The organism is Cytobacillus firmus (genome assembly GCF_023612095.1).
In the GTDB taxonomy this organism is placed as follows: Bacteria; Bacillota; Bacilli; order Bacillales; family Cytobacillaceae; genus Cytobacillus.
In genome coordinates, this window is sequence record NZ_CP086235.1 from 764,047 (window position 1) to 787,024 (window position 22,978).

Consider the following 22,978-nt stretch of genomic DNA (forward strand, 5'->3'; position numbering starts at 1 on the left):
TTCATTATTCATCAATGTCTTTTTGCTTTTTTGCTTTTTTCTTGCTAAATCGGATTGGTTTTTTAGTTCTTAAATAAATTGGCCGTCTGGATTGTTTTTCAAATGGAAGCCTTATAAGGGCATCCTTCATATCCACCACCCGAGGGGATAGAGAGGTTCAAGGAAAGGTCTTCCCAGTGAAGTCAGCCTGGTTAAGTGAGTCAACAGTACACAGAAGCAAAATACAATTCCGAGCAGGCCCCATAACTCTGCAAAAAACAGGAAAGGAAAACGGAGCAAACGAATAGTATTGCCCATCCTATATACAGGTGTTGTAAAGGAGGCAAGAGCAGCGAGAGCTACAATAATGAGAAGGACATTACTCGTCAGGCCTGCTTCTACAGATGCAGTTCCGATTACAATCCCTCCCACGATACCGATTGTCTGGCCGACCTTAGTCGGAAGACGTGCTCCTGCCTCGCGGAGCAATTCAATTGTAAGTTCTAAAAACAGTGCTTCAAGAATAGGAGGCAGCGGAATCTCCCGCCTTGATGTGATTAAAGTACTCATTAAATCCTTGGGAATCAGTTCATAATGATATGAAAGTGTTGCTACATAAATAGGTGTAACCAGAATAGAAAACGCAACTGCGAACAAACGGATAAGACGGAAAAAAGAAGATAAAATCCAATTTAAAAAATAATCTTCAAAAGAGCTGAAAAACTCAACAAGTGTGGTTGGCGTAATTAATACATGGGGTGAACCATCTACCACAATAGCGATTTTCCCCTCTGCTAAAATGCCTGCAACCCTGTCAGGCCGCTCTGTATCAAGCAGCTGAGGGAAAGGGGAATTGGAGTTATCGCTAATCAGCTGGACGATATAGGAACTGTCTGTGATGGCATCAAATTTCACGTTTTTTAATCTCTGCCTGACAGTATTTATATTATCCTCATTTGTGATATTCTCCATATAAAGCATTGCGACAGAAGTCTTTGACAAGCTTCCCAGTGTGAATTCTTCAATGATCAGTTCTTTTACAGGCAGACGTTTCCGGATTAAATTCAAATTTTGGCCCATTGATTCTACGAAGGCTTCCTTGGGACCGATAACAGAAAACTCAACCTCGGGCTGGCTTAAACCTCTGACTATTTCTTTTTGCGCAGCTATAAAGCCGAAATGTTTGAGCTCCGTCTCAATGGTCAGCATAACGTAGCCATTCATCAGCTTTTGTTCAATTAAAGAAGGGTCGTCGCATACCTGCACATCAGCCACAGGGACAAGCTGTTTAATGTCCTCGATTTCCCGGAACTCGTCTTCGAGCAGATTAGGGAGAATGCCATCCTGGATAATATTTTCATCGATTAAAGTAGCCATGAAAGTAAGTCCAAAACGAACATCTGTTTTTTGGTTATAATAAAAGATTTTTTTAAAGTCTTTGGATTTAATGAAGGATTGCTCCCATTCCTTATGCTGGATATCCTCTTTAATCCGCTTATTTTTCAACCATTTTCTCATAGGAAATCACCATTATTTTCGGCATTAAGCTTATTGTTGCCGGTTTTGGAAAACTTATGAATGGAAGGCAATAAAAATAAAGGTTTAGATATAGAGTAATTTTAGAATATATTGAGGGTAAACCAAAAAGGAACCTGGGTCAGGTTCCTTTTTGGTTAAGATCCGGCGCCTGGCCAGCCGAGTCCGTTTGGCAGGCGCTGAATTTAAAATATATTTGAGCTCTCATAAAAGAGGGGGTATTATGGGAGCGCAATCACAAGTTTTGCATTACTTCACTAGGTATTTTTCAATGTCATCCAATAGCAGGTTCGCAGCAATAACGCCTCCGGCAGTATTCCAGATGGTATCACTGACTTCATGAACATTGCCTTCCTGAGCTACTTTAAGGTTTTTGAATAACGGATCTTCAATCCATTCTTTAGCAAGTTTGTTTGCTTCTCCATCGCCTGTTTCATATGTGAAGTAGAATAATACATCTCCATCCATGGCAGGAATGCGCTCTTTCGTAGCATTCTTTTCAGCGAAGTCATCAACATTCTGGCTTTCCGGGCGAGCAAGTCCGATTTGATCAAGAATGACGCCTGAGAAGGAGTCTTTGTGGTAGATGCGGACATCCCCAGCCATGAAGCGGACAATGGAAACTTCCTTGTCTAATTGATCGCCAAGGCCCGTTTTAATTTCTTCGATGCGGCTGTCATAATCAGCAAGGACTTTCTTGCCTTCTTCTTCTTTATTAATGGCTTTTGCGTAAAGCTCAAAATTTTCCTTCCAGTCTCCGCGCAATGTTTCAGCAAAGACAGTAGGAGCAATGTCATTTAATTGATCATAGATTTTTTCCTGGCGCATTTTGTTTCCTATAATAAGGTCCGGCTGCAGCGCTGCGATTGCTTCCACATTTACTTCACTTTCTGTACCAACAACTTGAACATCTTTCATATCATCCGTGATATGGTCATACCACGGATCGCCAGTCCAGGACTGAACGGCACCAACCGGAGTAACACCCATGGAAAGTAATGCCTCAGTACCTTCGTTAGTCAAAATGACTACTTTTTCAGGTGCTTTATCAAGCTTAGTTGTGCCCATTGCGTGCTCAACTGTATAGCCTGTATCTTCTGTTTTGCTTCCTTCTTTTTCCTTATCGGCTTTTTCGTCCTGTTCGCTGCTATTTCCGCAGGCAGCCAGGAACAAGATTGTGAAAACTGAAAGAATGGTTAATAAAGACTTTAATTTCATTATGTACTCCTCCATTTTGCGTTGTTAATGATAATCATTTTCATTTGTTACTTTTATACTAATGTGAACGCTTTACATTGTCAATAGGTAATTGAAAATGATTTTCATTGAAAATGATTTTCAAACTCGTTGACAGCTAATCCTCTGTACAATAGACTGAAAATGTAGCTAAACCTTATTAAATAGATACAAGAAGGGTCCTTCAATGTTATTAAAAACAAATTTTCTGAGATGGGCTGGGCTATTGACAGCTGTTCTCCTATTACTAGTTTTAATGTCTTTCAGTATTGTATACGGATATACCGACACGACCTGGAAGATGGCGTTTGATGCATTTACAAATTTTGATGGAACGAATGAACATATAATCATTCAATCTGTCCGTATGCCGAGAGCTTTGATTGCAGCTTCTGTAGGGGCAAGCTTAGCCATTGCGGGTGTCCTGCTCCAGTCATTAACAAAGAATCCTCTGGCTGCTCCTGAGATCTTCGGAATTAATGCAGGTGCCGGATTTGCAGTTGTCATAACAGTAGCGCTATTTTCAATCAGTAATCTTCAGGTCTTTACATGGGTATCATTTCTAGGAGCTGCTGTTTCATTTATATTTGTATATATTATCGGCTCTATCGGCAGGGAAGGCCTGACGCCTATGAAATTAACCCTAGCCGGTGCGGCGATGAGTGCCATGTTTGCTTCGATGACACAAGGCTTTCTCGTCATTAATGAGACTGCCCTGGAGCAGGTGCTGTTTTGGCTGGCGGGATCTGTATCCGGAAGAAAGCTTGAGACCCTTGCAGCTGTATTCCCATATTTGCTGGCCGGCTGGATCTTTTCATTAATCATTGCTGGAAAGTTGAATGTCCTGTCAATGGGTGAGGACGTTGCGAAAGGGCTGGGCTTGAAAACAGGAATGCTTAAATTGGGTGCAGGTATTGCTACCGTTCTTCTCTCAGGAGGAGCGGTAGCTGTTGCAGGTCCCATTGGCTTCCTCGGCATTGTCATTCCACATTTGACACGGGCTGTCGTGGGCATTGATCATCGCTGGGTTATTCCGTACGCGGGTCTTCTCGGCGGGATGCTCCTTCTGATTGCAGACATAGCATCCAGGTACATCATCATGCCGCAGGAAGTGCCTGTCGGGGTCATGACCGCCGTCATTGGAACTCCTTTCTTTGTGTACATTGCCAGAAGGGGGTTCAATAAATAGTGAAAAAATATTATAATTTTCGCCTTTTGGGCGATAAGGTATCTTTTTTAGTAAACCGGAAAGCACTTATCACATTTTTATTGTTGGCAGCAGCTGCTGCTGGAGTATTCGTAATCAGCACCGGCACGGGTGAAATGAAAATTAGCCCTCTAAAGGTAGTGCAGGTATTCTTTGGCGGTGGTTCGGATATGGATAGGCTGATCATTCAATCATTCAGACTGCCAAGAATCATCGTTGCCTTAATGGTGGGAATGGCGCTTGCTGCTGCGGGGGGCATCCTGCAGGGGATTATCAGAAATCCGCTTGCATCGCCTGATATTATCGGGATTACAGGGGGAGCATCTGTAGCAGTTGTAGGGTTTCTTGCTTTCTTTAGTGACAAAAACAATGCATTAACAGTAAGTATTAATTGGATGCCTCTTGCAGCTTTTGCGGGTGCTGCTATTTTGGCTTTCCTTGTTTATTTTCTGGCCTACAAGGATGGAGTGTCGCCAATACGCCTTGTTTTAATTGGGATTGGGCTTGCAAGCTTAATGAAGGCACTGACCACTTTGATGATGGTATTTGGGCCAATTTATCAGGCCAGCCAGGCGAATATCTGGATAACCGGGACAGTTTACGGCTCAAATTGGGATAATGTCGCAATTTTAGTCCCATGGACGCTCGTGTTTCTGGTACTGGCGTTTGTTCTCTCGCGTAATGTCAATATCCAGGAACTTGGCGATGATATTGCCATGGGTGTAGGCAGCACTGTACAGAAATACCGTTTTCTTTTGCTGATGGTGAGCACGGCATTAATTGGCGGAGCTGTCGCGTTCGGCGGAGGGATAGGCTTTGTCGGTTTAATGGCTCCTCATATGGCACGAAGGATGGTAGGCTCTGCTTTTGGCGCTTTGCTTCCGGCTTCTGCATTGATTGGCGGAATCCTGGTCATGGCAGCCGACCTGATAGGCAGGACTTTGTTCTCGCCGCTTGAGATTCCGGCGGGGGTGTTTACAGCCAGCATCGGCGCACCTTACTTTATTTACCTGCTTTTCAAGAAAAGAAACGCATAAACTGGAAAAGCTTGAAACTCGTATGATACAGGCAACTGGAGAGCCTATAGATATAAATATTAGGAAAAGGAGAGGGCAGAGATGACAGCAGGGCAAGCAATCGCTACCAAAGACTTAACCTTGTCATATGGAGACACCATTATTATTAATGAACTGGACCTGGAAATACCTAAAGGGGAAATCACTGTATTTATTGGTGGAAATGGCTGCGGGAAATCGACATTGCTAAGGTCTATTGCCAGGCTGCTAAAGCCGAAATCTGGTGCTGTATTATTGGAAGGTGAGGCTATAGCCAAGCTTTCCACGAAAGATGTTGCCAGGAAGATGGCGATTCTGCCTCAATCTCCTTTAGCTCCGGAAGGTCTCACTGTTCTTCAGCTTGTCAAACAGGGAAGATACCCCTATCAAACATGGCTGAAGCAATGGTCTACTGAAGACGAGTTAAAAGTCAGAAATGCTTTGAAGGCAACACGAATGGAAGAATTGAAAGACCGGACAGTCGATTCCCTGTCAGGGGGGCAGCGTCAGAGGGCCTGGATTGCCATGACTCTGGCACAGGATACAGATACCATTCTGCTGGATGAGCCAACAACCTATTTGGATATGACACATCAAATTGAAATCCTTGATTTATTATTCGAGTTGAATGAAAAGGAACAGCGTACCATCGTTATGGTACTTCATGATCTGAATTTAGCCTGCCGTTATGCTCATAATATTGTTGCGATAAAGGATCAAAAGGTTTTTGCTCAGGGCAAGCCGGAACATGTCATTAATTGCGGATTGGTTAAAAACGTGTTTGGCATGGAATGTGAAGTGACGATAGACCCATTATTCGGCACACCGCTATGCATCCCATATGGTAAAGGGCGATGTATTTTAAAGGGGCAAGGACTTCAGGGATGATTAAATTAACAGGAGAACAGGCAGAAGCTCTCGGGCAATTCAGGCTTGCCCGGAATTCAGGGGAAAGCTCTCCTTTAACCATTAAAGTGGAAAATTTGCTGGATTCATCTCAAACGAGTGCGTATCTGAAAGAAGTGAAGAACCATTTAGGAGCACCTGATAACAAAACGGCAGCTTCTATTTTAATCAAAAGGTATGCCTTTCTGCCTGTCATTTACTTGTATTGCATGACGTCCTGGAACGTGAAATTGGATATCAGGCATGAAAATATAACATTTGTCAGTCAGGAAAGAGACGGTCTGTGGCTTCCGGTTTTTCGTTTTGACAGCCTTCAGGGTCAAGGCGCCGGGACAGATAGGGATCAATGGAGAGAGGATGCAGTGAGAACTCTTTTTAATGGCCATATCTTTCCGGTAATCAATAGAATAGCTGGCGAAGCAAAAGTCTCTAAACTTATTCTTTGGGAGAATATAGCGATTTATCTGTTCTGGCTTTACGAAAAGATTTTACCCTTGGAAACACATTCGGAAAGAGCGGCTGAAGATTATCGGTTTATCCTGGAGGAAGCTCCAGGCAATTTATTCGGCGATGAAAATACCAATCCCTTAAAGAAATTTGACAACAGGAAAATATTGAGTGAAAACACCGGGGAAATGGTGCGGCCCAGAAAAACATGCTGCTACTCCTACTTGACCAGCAGCGGTAAACGATGCGGGACTTGTCCACTTTCCTGCACCAGTAAAAGGAGGATTCCTGATGAATGATCGTTTGAAGGAACAGCTGGATGGCCTGCTTGAAAAATATACCGAACTCCTAATCGGCGAGGCCACTCCGGAGTTAAAAGAAAAGGTTGAAGCTTGGGCACTGTATTCTTTTATTGCGAAATCCATGCCGCCTTTAGCCAAGCACTGGAATGATACATATCCTGATGCGAAAGATGAAATGAAAACACTGATAGCTGAAATTAAAACATTGAATGAAGAGATGAGAAGCAAAAAACAGTAAAGATATTTTATATTTAAAACAACCGCTGCCATTAAAAGCAGCGGTTGTTTAGCATATTGCAAATTCGATATTTGTCTAGCTCCAGCGCCTACCCCCTCGAGGTCACAAGCTTGTCTTGTTGCGGCTCCTAGGGACTCGGGGTCATAAGCCGTTTCCTTTCAGAAGGAAGAACGCCTTCTTACAGGAACCGTCTTATGCCTGTCGTCCCTGGACAGTCGCCTCCACATTTCGGGCAATCCTCCCAAAAAGGCAAAGAACGCCTTTCCGTGAGGCTCGTCTTGTGCTTGAGGGCCGCAGGATGCGGGTCATGCAGACGTTGCCACAGGACGTGGCGTTCTTAGTCTGCGTTCCTTCGTGGACAAGGCGCTTCCGCTTTTCCTATTGCATCTGGCCATTGCCATATGGCAATTGATTCGTATAGCCCTGGAACTGCTGATAAGATTGCTGGAGCTTTTGCTGATCTGCAGCTTCAACCTTATACCAGCCTTTTTTGAACATTAGATTGTAAAATTCTCTCTGCTGGTTTTGGGTTTCATTGAATGCTGCAAGAATATCCTGATAGAGGTTCTGGTGGCTTGCCTCATTTAAGGCAACTGAATAGGCATCTGTCATATATTTTTCAGTAGACAGAATATCATTTGTAAAATCCCGCTCATTCATTTGCGGTGTTTTATTTACCTGTGTTTCGGAATTTTGAATCGTATTGGGATTCTGGTTCTGGTTCATTTTCAATGCTCCTTCCTATTGCATTCCCATAAAGTTTTGCTGACTTTGCTGGTTTAAATGAACAAGCAGCTGTTCATAGTGACGCTGATGCATTTGACCGCACTGCTCGAAATGTGTTTTTAGCTCCTGGTCCTGGCATTGCTGCGCGTAAAAATGCGCTTTTTTGCAGGCCAGAAGATTCCATGAAAGCATGTCTGTTAAGTAAAGGGCATCTTTAGTGGAAATGACAGCAGGAGGCTGCTGCATAATGCCCTGCTGATTCTGCATGTTCATATTTTGCTGCTGCATAATTTGTTCCTCCAATTCTAATAGCGTTATTCGAACATATCTTGCCTCTGAAAAACGTTTGCTATTCTGCGGCAGATGATTTACCTATCTGCATAATGCATACTATAAAAAGGCCGAAGGCAGCCTGTTTTCAAAAAAAACGGCTCATTGCTTATATTGATTATTTTGGCTATTTCTTTTCTTAGGTCCTTCCCTCTCAACAGTCGGGCCTGCATCTCCCTGGACACTAGCAGCGCTGACTCCTGCCTTAGAAGGATCTTTTTTCATTTTTCCCACTTCTTTCACCTCCGCTCACGAACTAAGAATGTTTCCTTTTTAGAGTGTCCAAAACACTTATTTCAAATTGCACAAAAAAATTACAGCTGAGGCAGTATGAAATTTCAAAACATTTTTAAATTTCCGCTTAAAATCATTGCGTAAATTTTGCAAATATTTTATAGTTATAATTAACAGAACTCATTCAGAAGAGAAGCATATTTTTTTTGAAAATAAAATGAATGAGTATTCATTCAAAAAAGCAAAAGGGGGAAACAAAGTTGATCCAACAAATAAAAAAGGCGGCAGTTTTAGGCTCAGGAGTCATGGGATCGGGGATCGCAGCCCATCTGGCCAATATCGGAATTCCAACACTTTTACTGGATATCGCGCCTCGCGAATTAACGGATGCCGAAAAGGCGAAGGGGCTTACCCTTGAAAATAAAGCAGTCCGCAATCGAATCAGTGAAGGGAACCGACAAAAGCTGTTAAAACAAAAGCCCGCCCCATTAACTTCTAAAAAGAATATGGCTTTGATTGAGGCAGGAAACTTTGAAGATGACATGGAGCGTCTGAAGGATGTCGATTGGATTATTGAAGTTGTTGTGGAAAACCTCAGCATCAAGAAACAGGTTTTTGAAAAAGTAGACCGGCATCGTAAGCCAGGGAGCATTGTCAGCTCCAATACGTCAGGGATATCTGTTGAAGCAATGTCAGAAGGGCGCTCGGAAGATTTTCAAAAACACTTCCTTGGGACACATTTCTTTAATCCTCCCCGCTACTTAAAGCTGCTTGAAGTTATTCCTACTAAAAAAACTTCTTCTGAAGTGCTGTCATTTATGAAGCAGTTTGGCGAAGATGTACTGGGAAAAGGTGTAGTTGAAGCAAAAGATACACCAAACTTTATTGCCAACCGGATCGGCACGTATGGCCTGCTGGTTACAGTGCAGGAGATGCTTAAGGGCGGATACAGTGTAGGCGAAGTGGATTCCATAACAGGTCCGCTGATTGGCCGTCCGAAAAGTGCTACCTTCAGAACACTTGATGTAGTAGGGCTTGATACATTTATACACGTGGCAAACAATGTTTATGACCAGGTGGACGGGAAAGAAAAGGCTGTTTTTGAAGTTCCTGACTTCATGAAGGTGATGCAGGAAAAAGGCTGGCTCGGAAGCAAAACAGGTCAAGGGTTTTTCCTAAAAAAAGGCAAAGAGATTCTGGAGCTGAATCCGGAAACTTTGGAATATGGCCCGCGCCAAAAGCTTAAGACAGCTTCGACTGAACTGGCCAAACAGGCAAAAGGCACTGCGGGAAAATTGAAAGCGCTTGTATATTCAGATGATCGCTCCGGCCAATTATTGTGGAACATACTCAGCCCGGCTCTTCTCTATTCAGCACAGCTTCACGGCGAAATAGCTGATGATGTGACAGCGATAGACCGTGCGATGAAATGGGGCTTTGGCTGGGAATTGGGTCCGTTTGAAACCTGGGATGCCATTGGAGTAGAGAAATCGGTTCGAAAAATGGAGGAAGCAGGCGAAGAAGTGCCGGCATGGGTAAAAGAGATGCTGGAAAAAGGCATTAATTCCTTCTACAAAGAAGATGAGGGACAGAAATATTTTTATCATAATGGCGAGTACAGATTAATCGAGGAAAACCCTAAAGTAATCAATTTAAAACAGCTTAAGAAGCAAAAAGGTGTTATCAAAAAGAATACCGGTGCAAGCCTTGTTGATATAGGCGATGGGGTTGCATTGCTTGAGTTCCATTCGCAAAGCAATGCTATTGGATTGGATATTATCCAGATGATCAACTTTGCGGTAGATGAAGTGGAGAAGAACTACAAAGGCCTTGTAATCGGGAATCAGGGCAAGAACTTCTGTGTAGGTGCCAACCTTGGAATGATTCTTATGGAAGCGCAGGATGACAATATTTATGAACTGGATATGGTTGTCCGCCACTTCCAGAATGCCATGATGAAAATTAAGTACAGCGCGAAGCCGGTTGTTGCCGCTCCATTTGGCATGACACTTGGCGGCGGGGCTGAGGTATGTCTGCCTGCTGCACATATTCAGGCATCAAGCGAAACATATATGGGGCTCGTTGAAGTGGGTGTCGGCCTGATCCCGGGAGGAAGCGGAAACAAGGAGCTTTATTTGAAGCATCTTGAAAATATGCCAAATGGTGTGGAATTTGACCTTCAAAAGGTTGCGAATAAAGTGTTTGAATCGATTGCAATGGCAAAGGTTTCAACATCTGGCGAGGAAGCAAGAGACAATAACTTCCTGAACCTGGCAGATGGCATAAGTGTGAATGGGGATCATCTCCTTTATGATGCAAAGCAGGCTGTTCTTGCCCTGCATGAGAAAGGCTATAAGCCTCCTGTCCGCAAAAAGGTGCCTGTTGTCGGTGAAACAGGTTATGCAACCCTTCTGCTTGGAGCACAGGCAATGCTTTACTCCGGCTATATCTCAGAGCATGATTTGAAAATTGCCAAAAAGCTTGCCTATGTAATTGCAGGCGGAAAAGTGCCATACGGAACAGAAGTTGATGAGCAATACTTGCTTGACTTGGAGCGCGAAGCATTCCTTAGCCTTGTTGCGGAACCAAAATCACAGCAGCGCATGCAGCACATGCTTTTAAAAGGGAAACCATTGCGCAATTAAGTGATAGAGTGGGACATTAATAGAAAGAGAGGGAACATGATGAGAGAAGCGGTTATAGTTTCAGGTGCCAGGACACCGGTCGGAAAAGCCAAAAAAGGTACGCTTGCAAATGTCAGGCCGGATGACTTAGGAGCGCTCGCAGTAAAAGAAACCCTAAAGCGTGCAGGGAATTATGAAGGAAATATCGATGATTTAATTATCGGATGTTCGATGCCTGAAGCAGAACAGGGGCTGAACATGGCCAGGAATATCGGTGCCCTTGCCGGACTTTCACACGAAGTTCCGGGGATAACGATCAATCGCTATTGTTCTTCAGGCCTGCAGGCTATTGCCTATGCAGCTGAAAAAATCATGATTGGCCATGCAGATACAATTATCGCCGGCGGAGCAGAATCTATGAGCCTGGTGCCAATGATGGGGCATGTAGTCCGCCCGAACGCCAAACTGGCGGAAACAGCTCCTCAATATTATATGGGTATGGGACATACAGCTGAAGAGGTTGCAAAAAAGTATGGCATTACACGTGAAGACCAGGATGCATTTGCTGTCAGAAGTCATCAGAAGGCTGCTAAGGCAATCCAGGAAGGAAAATTTGCAGATGAAATTGTACCTGTAGACGTAACGTTCAGATCTGTTGGAAAAGACAATAAGCTTACAGAAAAAACAATCCAATTTAGCCAGGATGAAGGTGTTCGTGCAGATTCCACGATTGAATCACTTGGAAAACTGCGTCCCGCATTCTCGGTAACCGGAAGTGTCACAGCCGGAAATTCATCGCAGACAAGTGATGGAGCAGCAGCCGTAATGGTTATGGACCGGGAAAAGGCAGAATCATCCGGTTTGAAGCCAATGGCTAAATTCAGAAGCTTTGCCGTAGGCGGTGTTCCTCCTGAGATCATGGGTGTCGGCCCGGTTGTGGCCATTCCCAAAGCATTAAAGCTTGCAGGGCTGGAGCTTTCGGATATTGGTTTATTTGAATTGAATGAAGCTTTTGCATCCCAATCCATTCAAATTATCCGTGAGCTGGGATTGGATGAAGAGAAGGTAAATGTTAACGGAGGCGCTATTGCACTCGGGCACCCGCTGGGCTGTTCCGGAGCCAAGCTCACTCTGTCTCTAATTCATGAAATGAAACGCCGCAATCAGCAATTCGGAGTTGTAACAATGTGCATCGGAGGCGGCATGGGCGCAGCCGGAGTATTTGAACTTTTATAAGATGAATCAAAAATTGGAGAGAAGCCACAGGCTTTTCTCCGCAAAAACAGAATGGGGGAAAGTAAATGTCAAATCAAACTGAAAATCTTATCAAAGGCGGAAGCTTTTTAATCGAAGATGTTTCCTATGACCGGGTTTTTACACCTGAGGACTATACAGATGAGCAGGTTATGATTGCTAAGACGACTGAAGATTATGTAGTGAATGAAGTTGTACCGCAAATTGAACATCTTGAAAACCATGAATTTGACCGTTCGGTAAAACTATTGAAGCAAGCTGGGGATCTTGGCCTATTAGGCGCAGATGTTCCAGAAGAATACGGCGGACTTGCTTTAGATAAAGTAAGCTCAGCACTTATTGCAGAGAAAATGGCGCGTGCAGGCGGATTTTCCATCTCTCACGGCGCACATGTCGGCATCGGTTCCCTTCCGATTGTTCTATTCGGTAATGAAGAGCAAAAGCAAAAATACCTTCCTCAACTTGCTACAGGCGAAAAGCTTGCCGCTTATGCATTGACAGAGCCAAGCTCAGGTTCTGACGCTCTTGGAGCAAAAACAACCGCCAAGCTAAATGCTGAGGGCACACACTATGTATTGAATGGTGAGAAGCAATGGATTACAAATGCAGGCTTTGCAGATGTTTTCGTTGTATACGCAAAAATTGACGGTGAACACTTTTCTGCATTCATCGTTGAAAGAGAGTTTCCTGGTGTATCTGTAGGGGCTGAAGAAAAGAAAATGGGTATCAAGAGCTCTTCTACCCGTACATTAATTCTAGAAGATGCCCAGGTGCCAAAGGAAAACCTGCTGGGTGAATTCGGCAAGGGCCATGTGATTGCTTTTAATATCTTAAATATTGGCCGTTATAAGTTGGGTGTAGGAGCAGTTGGGGGAGCGAAGCGTGCATTCGAACTGGCTGTTCAGTATGCGAACCAGCGCCAGCAGTTTAAAACACCTATCTCTCAATTTAACTTGACTAAAGAAAAACTGGGCACTATGGCTTCGAAAATTTATGCAGCGGAAAGTGCAGTGTATCGTACAGTAGGTTTGTTCGAGGACCGTATGAGCAAACTTACAGATGAAGAAATAAAAGGTGGCAAGGAAGTCGCAAAGTCAATTGCTGAATATGCCATTGAGTGCTCCATGAATAAATTCTTCAATACGGAAGTCCTCGACTACGTAGTAGATGAAGGTGTTCAGATCCACGGGGGCTATGGTTTCATGGCTGAGTATGAGATTGAAAGAGCTTACCGTGATTCACGCATTAACCGTATTTTCGAAGGAACAAACGAAATCAACCGTCTATTAGTGCCAGGCACGTACCTCCGCAAAGCTCTAAAAGGAGAGCTTCCGTTATTCCAGAAAGCCCAGGCGCTGCAGGAAGAGCTCATGATGATGATGCCTGAAGAGCCTGGTGACGAGCCGCTTGCGCAGGAAAAATATCTGGTTAAGAACGCGAAGAAAATCGGACTGCTTGCTGCTGGTCTGGCAGCACAAAAGTATGGAAAGGCTCTTGATAAAGAACAGGAAGTACTCGTAAACATTGCGGATATTATTTCGAATGCTTATGCAATGGAATCTGTTGTTCTTCGTTCTGAAAAGGCTATTGAAAAAGCTGGCCTTGAAAAGAGCAAACAAAAGCTTCTGTACACTCAAATCTTCTGCCAGGAGGCATTTAACGAAATTGAGCAGGATGCAAAGGAAACACTTGTGGCAGTAGAAAACGGCGATTCACTGCGCATGATGATGTCTGCACTGCGCAAATTCACACGCCACACACCAGTCAACGTGATTACAAAGAAGCGTGAAGCATCGGAAAAACTGATCGACGCTGAACGTTTTACAGTTTAAACTGACTTAGCTCCCTTCCGATGAAGGGGGCTTTATTTTTGTAAAAATATCCTTTCAAAAACTTTTTCCGGCATGCAGGAACAAATAGAAAAATGTCGAATATTAAATTGGTGATCAAGGTTATGCTTTGTCACCCTTTTATGTTACTATTCAATTAAAAGGCAGCAATGTTGGATAAGCTTGAATTTGCTAAAATGGGTGGTGAAAAAATGGCGTTGACTTTTTATTGGTATCCTAAATGCGGGACATGCCGTAAGGCCAAGAAATGGCTTGACGAACATAATCTGTCCTATGAAGAAATACATATAACAGAGAATCCGCCTTCCCGAAGCGAACTTGAAGCGCTTTATAAAAAGAGCGGTTTGGAACTAAAGAAGTTCTTTAATACGAGTGGCCAAAAATATCGGGAGCTCGGTTTGAAGGACAAAGTAAAAACCTCTTCAGATGAAGAACTGCTCGACATTTTGGCAACAGACGGCATGCTGATCAAGCGACCGCTGCTGACAGATGGAGAGAAAGTAACAGTTGGCTTCAAAGAAGAGGAATATGAAAAGACATGGCTTTCCTAATAGCTGGATGCCATCATTAACCATGAGATCGATTTACTGATCATAAATTGAAATATTAATATGGAGGGATACATAATGAGCACACCAAAAGAATTACGTTATTCAGAAGAGCATGAGTGGGTAAAAACAGAAGATGGGAAAGTCCGCATTGGGATTACGCATTTCGCGCAATCAGAACTTGGTGACATCGTATTCGTTGAGCTTCCAGAAGTTGGCGATGAGCTAAGTGCCAACGAACCATTCGGAAGCGTAGAATCTGTAAAAACAGTTTCTGAACTTTATGCGCCTCTAAGCGGTAAAGTGGTAGAAGTAAATGAAGACCTTAACGACAACCCTGAGTTCGTAAACGAATCTCCATATGAAAAAGCATGGATGGTTGTGGTGGAACCTTCAGATTTGAGCGAAGTAGAAAGCCTGATGACTGCTGAGCAATATGAAGAAATGACAAACGAAGACTAATTTGAAAGCCGGTTCACTTCCGAACCGGTTTTTTGCGTCTTTTAGGGTATATCATGTCCAGCTGCTTCTGCATTTTGTTCTTACCTTTATTTGCTATTTTTCTTTTACAGAGACATGGCAAAACTATGGGTACCCAGATGCATGAAAGGAATGATTACCCATGACATTGAAGCAGCAGAAAATCGATATAACTGACCGGGTCGTCGGCAAACTTAACAATAATGGGATAGATCTTTATCTTGAAAACGAAAAAATTGGACAAATCAGCCTTCCGGAAGGATCTTCTTTCAACTTGTCCCATCATTTTGAAACCGAACACCAAAAAATATACCAGAATGTCTCCGTCCCGGATCAAGCGCAAGCGCGCTACACAGACTGTGACGAAGGCGGCTGGTGCTGACTACTGTAAACAGCGGAATGACTTCCGCTGTTTATTTAATAGGCTAAAGCAATGTGAGCGGGCATACAATGAAATAGGTCTTTTTAAAATAAATATTTTTCTTCAAAAACATTTCCTTTCCTACCGGGCAAGGAATATATAAATCAGCACAGCCCTAACCTCCAAAATGGGCAGGAGATTCACACCATAAACGAGAATAATGAATATATTAAGATAAAAACCAATGCATGACTGGCTTTTAGCTTTAACGAACAGTTTCAAAATAACTCCTTTCAGGTGATGACGATGAACGATGGAATTCCGGAAAAAGTGATTATTGTCGAGGGAAAGTCAGATAAAACAAAGGTTAAAAGCATTATAAGAGAGCATGTTGAAATTATCTGCACAAATGGAACAATAAGCATTACCAAACTGGATGAATTAATTGACACACTGTTTGATAAGGATGTATATATATTGGTAGATGCAGATTCAGCAGGTGAAAAGCTGAGAAAACAATTCAAAAGGGAATTTCCAGAGGCAGAGCATCTATACATCGATAGAATGTACAGAGAAGTAGCAACAGCACCGGAACACCATTTGGCAACAGTGCTGCTAGGGGCTAACATTGACGTTTATACACAATATCTGGACAGATAAAGTAAGGATGATAAAATGCAGGAATGGTCGCAGCAGGACATTGAGGAAGCGAATAGCGGAGAAGAAACGATTCTTCTCTATTTGTATACGCCTATGTGCGGAACCTGTCAGATGGCAGGAAAGATGCTGGCAGTTACAGAACAATTGCTGCCAGATCAAAAAATGGGGAAAGCGGACTTAAATTATATGCCGCAATTGGCTGAAAAGTGGGGAGTGGAAAGCGTACCATGCCTCCTCATCTTCAGAAAAGGAACTTTACATGAAAAATTATATGCCTTCCGATCCGTACCCTATTTATTGGATAAAATCAGAAGCATCGATTAGCAAAAACCAGGAGCGAAGCAGCCTGGTTTTTTGCATGTTTGAAAACGCCTTTTCACTATTCGATATATATTTACAAATCCATTCCGAAAGAGTATGATACTTAGGGAATCGAAATAAAAATCATACAGTGCAGGAAGGGATCCGCATGGCATTTTACAGGGAGTGGGCTGGTCAGTTTAAAGGCTATAACCGCAACATAAAATTGGCTTTTATGGCGAATATTCTTACACAAATTGGTTTTGGGATATTCATGGTCATCTATAATTTCTACATAAGAGAGCTCGGCTACTCAGAAAGTGTTAATGGACAAATCATATCCATGACTGCTCTTGCGACAGCACTGATTCTTGTGCCGGCAGGGATCGCCAGCGACCGAATTGGCAGAAAAAAAGCGATGATGTTTGGTGCAGTTGCAACAGGTGCAGTTATGCTTTTCAGAAGTTTAGTTGACATGCAGGAACTCCTGATTATTTTTGCATTTTTGACCGGGCTGACAACAGCCTTTCTTCAGGTATCCGGCATACCATGGCTGGCTGAAAATTCAAAGGCCGACCAAAGGGTTCATTTATTCAGTATTCATTTTGCTATAATGACGGGCGCAAATGTGATCGGGAACTTAAGCGGTGGCATCTTAACGGATGTATTTTCTTTGTTTACGGATCAGCTCACCAGCATTCGCATTACCCTTCTGATTGGAAGTGTGTTTTTCATAGCCGGCTTATTTCCAATTTTGCGTTTCGCAGAGGTTTCGAAAGATCAACACGATGCAAAGAGCATAAAAGGCTGGTCATTCAAGAATCTCTCAGCTAAAAATGATGGTGTGAAAATTATCGCGATGTTTGCTTTTGCTCAGCTTCTGATTGGAATTGGCGCAGGACTTGTTATTCCGTATCTGAATCTGTACTTCGCTGACCGCTTTGAAGCCTCCAATTCAGCTATTGGCATGATTATTTCATTAGGGCAGGCTGCCACGGCCTTTGCCATGATTATCGGACCGGTTGTGGTAAGAAAAGTGGGAGAGGTTAAAGCCGTTGTGATCCTGCAGCTCATGTCACTTCCTTTCCTGCTTTTAACCGCTTATACTGAAAACCTTTGGCTGGCTGCCATCGGCTTTTTGTTCCGGCAGGCGTTGATGAATGCGGGAAATCCTATACAAATGTCATTGATGATGTCAAAGGTAAATGATTCGATGAAAGGACTGGCAAACTCAGTCAATCAGATGGTGTTCAATCTGGGCTGGGCTGTAATGGGCCCGGTTTCAACAGGAATCGTCATGAGATATGGAGATTATTGGGGGTATGCACTCGTATTCACCATTACAGCTTCTTTATACTTGATTGGCTCTCTCTACTTTTTCTTTGTATTCAGAGGCTATAAAAAGACAAAAACTGCAGCCGCCTCTGTGAAAATAGTATGATCTGACATATTTCTCGGGAAATGAAAAGGCAATGCCAATTAAACAGGCATTGCCTTTCAGGTTTTGTCGAATGAAAAAATGAAATTTTGACGGAAACCACTTACAGAAATAAGTTGCTGCTCGAGTCTTTTTTCTGTTTAGGGAAAATTTCACTGCACAATACTTGACCGCTTTTTTAATAGTATGATAATATCATTTTAATATTAATTAACTGAATATTCTTATCAAGAGAGGCGGAGGGACTGGCCCAGCGAAGCCCGGCAACCGGTAAAGTACACGGTGCTAAATCCAGCAGAGCAGAATGCTCTGGAAGATAAGAAGAGTCGATACAGCCCTCTTCTTATGAAGAGGGTTTTTCAGCTTTTCGAAATGAAATACAATCTTTTTTATAGAGGAGAGATAGCGATGACGGACAAACAGAAAAATTACCGTTTTGAAACAATTGGAGTACATGGGGGGCTGAAGCCTGACCCTGTAACTGGCGCGAGAGCGGTTCCGATTTATCAGAATAATGCTTATCAGTTCAAGAATACAGATCACGCTGCAGATCTCTTTGCCCTGAAAGAGCCGGGATATATCTATAGCAGGATACATAATCCCACTGTCAGTGTATTTGAGGAAAGAGTGGCCCTGCTTGAAGGAGGAGTGGGTGCGCTGGCTCTTGCCAGCGGCCAGTCTGCTATTACACTTGCCATTTTAAATATCGCCGAAGCTGGTGATGAAATTGTTGCCGCATCCAATTTATATGGGGGTACTTATAATTTATTTGCAGTTACACTTCCCAAGTATGGAATAAAGGTGAAACTGGTCGATCCAAAGGATCCGGAAAACTTCCGGAGTGCCATTACAGATAAAACAAAGGCTGTCTTCGCCGAAACGATTGGAAACCCGAGCCTGAAAATCCTGGATATTGAAAAGGTTGCCGCAATTGCACACGAAAACGGTGTGCCGCTGATTGTGGATAACACTTTTGCTACACCGCATCTTTGCAGGCCTATAGAACACGGAGCTGACATTGTCATACACTCTGCGACAAAATGGCTGCTTGGTAATGGAACCACAATGGGGGGAGTTATAGTAGACGGCGGAAAATTCGACTGGAATTCTCCTAAGTTTCCAGGCTTTACAGAGCCTGATCCGAGCTACCATGATATTGTCTATAGCGAAGCAATTGGCGAAGCTGCTTATATTATCAAAGCACGGGTACAGCTGTTAAGAGACTTAGGGCCTGCAATGAGTGCGCAAAGTGCATTCCAGTTCACACTGGGTCTTGAAACTCTGCATGTGAGAATGAAGGAGCACGTTGCCAATACCAAAAAGGTAGTGGAATATCTGGATGCCCATCCGGCTGTTAATTGGGTGCTCTATCCAGGTCATGAAGGCCATCCGGACAAAGAATTGGCAGATAAATATTTGCCAAAAGGAGCCGGGGCAGTGGCTGTATTTGGAATTGCTGGCGGAAGAGAGGCTGGAGCCAAGCTGATCAATAGCCTGCAGCTATGGGCACATGTGGCAAATGTCGGGGACGCAAAGAGCCTGATTATTCACCCTGCAAGCACGACTCATCAGCAGCTGGATGAGGAAGGTTTAAAGGCTGCGGGAGTATCGGAGGATCTAATTCGGATTTCGATCGGCATCGAAAATGCAGAAGATTTAATTGAAGACCTGGAACAGGCGATAGAAGCAGCTGCAGGTCTCACATCACTTGCTGCAAAAGTGTGAAGGAAAATTTACCATTCGCTTTTTTCCGAAAGTTTGAAATTTCATCGTTGACACCTTTTTAATGGCTATGATACGATAGCAAACGTAATTATAAAACTGCTTAATTCATTTAAAGTATTAATTGAATATAGAACGTAACGCTCTTATCAAGAGAGGTGGAGGGAAGTGCCCTATGAAGCCCGGCAACCGTCAATTAGTTGAAATGGTGCCAATTCACTCAAAGCATAGCTTTGATAGATGAGAGAAAGGACTAAATCTCTTTATGCCTTTCTGCTCATTTGCAGAAAGGCATTTTTGCTTTTGCGCATGAAAGCCTATGAGGAGTAAAAGATAAGGGAATAAAAGCAGTCTATTAATTATTATCTGTATCTTTCGATAAAAGAGGTGACTATCACGTTGATTACTATAAAAGATGTACAGAAGATATTTTCTTCAAAAAAAGGCCAGGTTAAAGCAGTTGATGATGTAAACCTGGAGGTAAAAGAAGGAGAAATATTCGGTGTTATCGGATATAGCGGTGCAGGTAAAAGTACCTTAATCCGCATGCTGAATGGGCTGGAGCTTCCTACACATGGCAGTGTTACTGTGGCAGGCAATGAGGTTTCAAAGATAAAGGGAAGCAAGCTGAGAAAAGCTCGTCAGGAAATAAGCATGATTTTCCAGCATTTCAACCTGTTATGGTCAAGAACAGTTAGAGAAAATATAGCATTTCCGCTTGAAATCGCAGGTGTTTCCCGGCAGGAAAGGCTCAAAAGAGTTGATGAGCTCATTAAACTCGTCGGTCTGGAAGGAAGGGAAGATGCCTACCCTTCTCAGCTGAGCGGAGGTCAAAAGCAAAGGGTCGGAATTGCCAGAGCCCTTGCCAACAATCCAAAAGTGCTCCTTTGTGATGAAGCGACATCTGCCCTTGATCCGCAGACAACAGATTCCATTTTGGAGCTGCTCGTAGACATCAATGAACGGCTGGGCTTAACCATTGTTCTTATTACACATGAAATGCACGTGATCCGTAAAATCTGCCATCGGGTTGCTGTTATGGAAGGCGGCCGAATAGTTGAAATCGGACCTGTGTTGGACGTCTTTAAGAATCCAAAAGCTCTGATTACAAAACGGTTTGTACAGCAGGTGACAGAGCCTGAAGAAACGAAGGAAACAATTGATCATCTGGTCGATTTGTATCCAAAAGGGAAAGTAGTCCAATTAGGATTTGTCGGCGAATCAGCTGAACAGCCATTGATTACAAACCTGATCCGTCACTTCCAGGTAACAGTTAATATCCTTCAGGGAAAGATCTCCCAGACGCAGAATGGTTCCTACGGTACCTTATTCATCCATGTTGATGGAGAAGCAGAGGAAGTTGCAAAAGCGATCGAATATATCCATTCTCAGCAGGTGGGCGTGGAGGTGATTTCCAATGCTTAATGAATGGTTTCCAAATGTGAAATGGGACTCCATGTGGGAAGCTACTGTGGAAACTCTCTATATGACAACTATTTCTGTTATTGCAACCTTTATTTTAGGAGCCATTTTGGGGCTGCTGCTCTTTTTGACCTCAAAGGGGAATATCTGGGAAAATGCAGCGATCAATAAAATTATCTCAGCGTTCGTCAATATATTCCGTTCGATTCCATTTATCATTCTGATTGTGTTATTAATCCCATTTACTAAGTTTCTGCTTGGAACAATGATTGGGGAGGATGCAGCACTGCCTGCATTAATTATTGGTGCTGCCCCGTTTTATGCCCGAATGGTGGAAATCGGCTTGAGGGAAATTGACAAAGGGGTAATTGAAGCTGCCAAGTCAATGGGTGCAAAAACAAGCACGATCATCTGGAAGGTTCTGCTTCCGGAATCAATGCCCGCCCTTGTTTCGGGAATTACCGTGACAGCTATCGCGCTGGTTGGCTACACGGCAATGGCTGGTGTAATCGGTGCCGGGGGGCTTGGAAATCTGGCTTATCTGGAAGGATTCCAGCGGAGCCGAAGTGATGTGACGCTTATGGCGACCGTTATTATTTTAGTCATCGTGTTTATTATCCAGTTTATTGGAGATATCATTACAACAAAATTAGACAAACGATAAGGAGAGATTGACATGAAAAAATGGTTATCACTTGCTCTTGCGCTGGCAGTTGCACTTGTGCTTGCAGCTTGCGGCACTTCAGAAGAGGGCGGCAATGCCGGTGAAGGCGGAGATAGTAAAGAAAGCAAAAAGATTACAGTGGGGGCTTCCAATGTCCCTCACGCTGAAATTCTTGACGAAGCAAAGCCATTACTTGAAGAAAAAGGCTTTGAACTTGATGTTGTACCATTCCAGGATTATGTATTGCCAAACCAGGCTCTAGAATCTAAAGAGCTTGATGCTAACTACTTCCAGCACATTCCTTATCTTGAGTCACAAAAGGCTGAGCATGGATATGAATTTACGAATGCAGGCGGAATTCATATTGAACCAATCGGTGTGTATTCCAAAAAGTACAAGAACCTTGAGGAACTTCCTAAGGGTGCAACAATCATTATGAGCAACTCAGTCGCAGACCATGGCCGCATCCTTTCCATGCTTGAAGCTGAGGGACTTATCACTTTAAATGAAGATGTAGAAAAAACCGAAGCAACAATGGAGGATATCAAAGAAAATCCGAAAAAATTAAAGTTTGATACTGAATATGAAGCATCACTTCTTCCTCAAATCTACAATAATGGAGAAGGAGATGCAGTCCTGATTAACTCCAACTATGCAATCGATGCAGGATTAAATCCTCTTAAAGATTCAATTGCCATCGAAGATAAAGATTCACCATATGTAAATGTAATTGCAGTACGCACAGGTGATGAAGAAAAAGAAGGAATTAAAGCTCTTGTTGAAGTGCTTCGTTCAAAGGAAATCCAGGATTTCATTCTTGAGAAATATGAAGGTGCCGTTGTGCCGGTATCTGAGTAAAGAAGAAATGCAGGCGTTCACAGCGCCTGTTTTTTTTGTGGATCAACAGCCCCGCTTCCCGTATAGATTGAAAAGCAATCAAACATACTAACCTAGATACTATTTGAAATGGAGTGGAGATCGATGGAACATTATCATGAACCTTCAAACTCAATAGAAGAAGCCCTGCATGATTATAAAGTCGGATTAGGTGTTTTTACTGAAAAAATGCCGGATTTGGCAAAGCATTATAATGCTTTTACAGAAGCCTGCTTTAAAGAAGGAGTTTTATCCCAAAAAGAGAAGCAGCTGATCGCGCTCGGAATCAGTTTATATTCTCAGGATGAATACTGTATTATTTACCACACGAAAGGCTGCATTGATCAAGGGGCGTCTGAAGAAGAGATTCTTGAGGCAGTAGGAGTAACAGCAGCTTTTGGTGGCGGAGCGGCCATGAGCCAGGCGGTTACGCTCGTCCAGGAGGCCATGACCGAATTGAATCAGCAAAATCACTGAAAATTTTCTCCTGCTTGATAGCAGGAGTTTTCTCTTGGAATGGTAATTTTTCAGAAAATTTATACAAACAACCATTAATCCAGAGCATTCGGCCAGTATTCTAAGG

23 protein-coding genes, 1 pseudogene and 2 riboswitches are annotated in these 22,978 nt (G+C 43.1%); of the genes and pseudogenes, 19 read left to right on the forward strand and 5 right to left on the reverse strand.

Features of this window, described 5'->3' with window-relative positions; all coding sequences use genetic code 11:
• Positions 1 to 4 precede the first annotated feature (4 nt).
• Positions 5 to 1,497 (reverse strand): annotated as a pseudogene (locus LLY41_RS03800) (spore germination protein).
• Positions 1,498 to 1,764: 267 nt separating this feature from the next.
• The gene (locus tag LLY41_RS03805; RefSeq protein WP_251169319.1) at positions 1,765 to 2,733 is read right to left on the reverse strand and encodes an ABC transporter substrate-binding protein; all 969 of its coding nucleotides are present in this window, start codon (positions 2,731 to 2,733) and stop codon (positions 1,765 to 1,767) included.
• A gap of 205 nt (positions 2,734 to 2,938) precedes the next feature.
• Between LLY41_RS03805 and LLY41_RS03810 the strand changes: the two genes are divergently transcribed.
• The 5 genes from LLY41_RS03810 to LLY41_RS03830 all read left to right on the forward strand — a co-directional run bounded on the left by LLY41_RS03810 (position 2,939) and on the right by LLY41_RS03830 (position 6,906).
• On the forward strand, positions 2,939 to 3,940 hold the full coding sequence (locus tag LLY41_RS03810) for a FecCD family ABC transporter permease (protein WP_304586995.1): 1,002 nt from the start codon (positions 2,939 to 2,941) through the stop codon (positions 3,938 to 3,940).
• Positions 3,940 to 4,995, forward strand: coding sequence for a FecCD family ABC transporter permease (locus tag LLY41_RS03815; protein WP_304586996.1), 1,056 nt, complete (start codon positions 3,940 to 3,942; stop codon positions 4,993 to 4,995). Before LLY41_RS03810 ends, LLY41_RS03815 begins: the two co-directional genes overlap by 1 nt.
• Before the next feature lie 81 nt (positions 4,996 to 5,076).
• Complete coding sequence (locus LLY41_RS03820; protein WP_095243550.1) at positions 5,077 to 5,901, forward strand: ABC transporter ATP-binding protein; 825 nt, start codon at positions 5,077 to 5,079, stop codon at positions 5,899 to 5,901.
• A complete protein-coding gene (locus tag LLY41_RS03825) occupies positions 5,898 to 6,665 on the forward strand; it encodes an IucA/IucC family C-terminal-domain containing protein (protein WP_304586997.1) in 768 nt (255 codons plus the stop codon). The genes LLY41_RS03820 and LLY41_RS03825 overlap by 4 nt, the downstream gene beginning before the upstream one ends.
• On the forward strand, positions 6,658 to 6,906 hold the full coding sequence (locus LLY41_RS03830; protein WP_095243552.1) for a YusU family protein: 249 nt from the start codon (positions 6,658 to 6,660) through the stop codon (positions 6,904 to 6,906). Before LLY41_RS03825 ends, LLY41_RS03830 begins: the two co-directional genes overlap by 8 nt.
• Positions 6,907 to 7,284: 378 nt before the next feature.
• Here LLY41_RS03830 and LLY41_RS03835 read toward each other — a convergent pair whose 3' ends face one another.
• The 3 genes from LLY41_RS03835 to LLY41_RS03845 all read right to left on the reverse strand — a co-directional run bounded on the left by LLY41_RS03835 (position 7,285) and on the right by LLY41_RS03845 (position 8,196).
• Positions 7,285 to 7,632: a spore coat protein gene (locus LLY41_RS03835; RefSeq protein WP_304586998.1), complete on the reverse strand. Its 348-nt coding sequence runs from the start codon at positions 7,630 to 7,632 to the stop codon at positions 7,285 to 7,287.
• A gap of 15 nt (positions 7,633 to 7,647) precedes the next feature.
• Positions 7,648 to 7,920, reverse strand: coding sequence for a hypothetical protein (locus LLY41_RS03840; protein ID WP_035329342.1), 273 nt, complete (start codon positions 7,918 to 7,920; stop codon positions 7,648 to 7,650).
• A gap of 144 nt (positions 7,921 to 8,064) precedes the next feature.
• Positions 8,065 to 8,196 carry a YuzL family protein gene (locus LLY41_RS03845; RefSeq protein WP_304586999.1) on the reverse strand — a complete coding sequence of 44 codons (132 nt, stop codon included), beginning with the start codon at positions 8,194 to 8,196 and terminating at the stop codon, positions 8,065 to 8,067.
• Between the two features lie 263 nt (positions 8,197 to 8,459).
• On the opposite strand from LLY41_RS03845, the gene LLY41_RS03850 reads away from it, so the two are divergent.
• From LLY41_RS03850 to LLY41_RS03915, 14 genes are all read left to right on the forward strand, one after another.
• A complete protein-coding gene (locus LLY41_RS03850) occupies positions 8,460 to 10,841 on the forward strand; it encodes a 3-hydroxyacyl-CoA dehydrogenase/enoyl-CoA hydratase family protein (protein ID WP_304588008.1) in 2,382 nt (793 codons plus the stop codon).
• A gap of 39 nt (positions 10,842 to 10,880) precedes the next feature.
• Positions 10,881 to 12,056, forward strand: a complete 1,176-nt coding sequence (locus LLY41_RS03855; RefSeq protein WP_304588009.1) for an acetyl-CoA C-acetyltransferase — start codon at positions 10,881 to 10,883, stop codon at positions 12,054 to 12,056.
• A 65-nt stretch (positions 12,057 to 12,121) separates the two neighbouring features.
• A complete protein-coding gene (locus tag LLY41_RS03860) occupies positions 12,122 to 13,906 on the forward strand; it encodes an acyl-CoA dehydrogenase FadE (protein ID WP_304587000.1) in 1,785 nt (594 codons plus the stop codon).
• 209 nt (positions 13,907 to 14,115) lie between these two features.
• Positions 14,116 to 14,475 (forward strand): arsenate reductase family protein, encoded by a 360-nt coding sequence (locus tag LLY41_RS03865; protein ID WP_304587001.1) that lies wholly within the window; start codon positions 14,116 to 14,118, stop codon positions 14,473 to 14,475.
• Between the two features lie 75 nt (positions 14,476 to 14,550).
• Positions 14,551 to 14,934 carry a glycine cleavage system protein GcvH gene (gene gcvH / locus LLY41_RS03870; RefSeq protein WP_009331744.1) on the forward strand — a complete coding sequence of 128 codons (384 nt, stop codon included), beginning with the start codon at positions 14,551 to 14,553 and terminating at the stop codon, positions 14,932 to 14,934.
• 160 nt (positions 14,935 to 15,094) lie between these two features.
• Positions 15,095 to 15,334 (forward strand): YusG family protein, encoded by a 240-nt coding sequence (locus LLY41_RS03875; protein WP_076258837.1) that lies wholly within the window; start codon positions 15,095 to 15,097, stop codon positions 15,332 to 15,334.
• A 285-nt stretch (positions 15,335 to 15,619) separates the two neighbouring features.
• Positions 15,620 to 15,973, forward strand: a complete 354-nt coding sequence (locus LLY41_RS03880) for a toprim domain-containing protein (protein WP_095243561.1) — start codon at positions 15,620 to 15,622, stop codon at positions 15,971 to 15,973.
• Between the two features lie 15 nt (positions 15,974 to 15,988).
• Positions 15,989 to 16,297 (forward strand): thioredoxin family protein, encoded by a 309-nt coding sequence (locus LLY41_RS03885; protein ID WP_304587002.1) that lies wholly within the window; start codon positions 15,989 to 15,991, stop codon positions 16,295 to 16,297.
• Positions 16,298 to 16,442: 145 nt separating this feature from the next.
• On the forward strand, positions 16,443 to 17,714 hold the full coding sequence (locus LLY41_RS03890) for an MFS transporter (protein ID WP_304587003.1): 1,272 nt from the start codon (positions 16,443 to 16,445) through the stop codon (positions 17,712 to 17,714).
• Between the two features lie 218 nt (positions 17,715 to 17,932).
• A riboswitch (SAM riboswitch) is annotated at positions 17,933 to 18,034 on the forward strand.
• 85 nt (positions 18,035 to 18,119) lie between these two features.
• Positions 18,120 to 19,436 carry an O-acetylhomoserine aminocarboxypropyltransferase/cysteine synthase family protein gene (locus LLY41_RS03895; protein ID WP_304587004.1) on the forward strand — a complete coding sequence of 439 codons (1,317 nt, stop codon included), beginning with the start codon at positions 18,120 to 18,122 and terminating at the stop codon, positions 19,434 to 19,436.
• 140 nt (positions 19,437 to 19,576) lie between these two features.
• A riboswitch (SAM riboswitch) is annotated at positions 19,577 to 19,680 on the forward strand.
• A 152-nt stretch (positions 19,681 to 19,832) separates the two neighbouring features.
• The gene (locus LLY41_RS03900) at positions 19,833 to 20,858 is read left to right on the forward strand and encodes a methionine ABC transporter ATP-binding protein (protein ID WP_095243565.1); all 1,026 of its coding nucleotides are present in this window, start codon (positions 19,833 to 19,835) and stop codon (positions 20,856 to 20,858) included.
• Entirely contained in the window at positions 20,851 to 21,519 is a 669-nt protein-coding gene (locus tag LLY41_RS03905; RefSeq protein ID WP_095243566.1) for a methionine ABC transporter permease, read from the forward strand. The genes LLY41_RS03900 and LLY41_RS03905 overlap by 8 nt, the downstream gene beginning before the upstream one ends.
• A 12-nt stretch (positions 21,520 to 21,531) precedes the next feature.
• Entirely contained in the window at positions 21,532 to 22,377 is an 846-nt protein-coding gene (locus LLY41_RS03910; RefSeq protein ID WP_304587005.1) for a MetQ/NlpA family ABC transporter substrate-binding protein, read from the forward strand.
• Positions 22,378 to 22,500: 123 nt separating this feature from the next.
• Complete coding sequence (locus LLY41_RS03915) at positions 22,501 to 22,872, forward strand: carboxymuconolactone decarboxylase family protein (protein WP_048008467.1); 372 nt, start codon at positions 22,501 to 22,503, stop codon at positions 22,870 to 22,872.
• Positions 22,873 to 22,978: the final 106 nt, after the last annotated feature.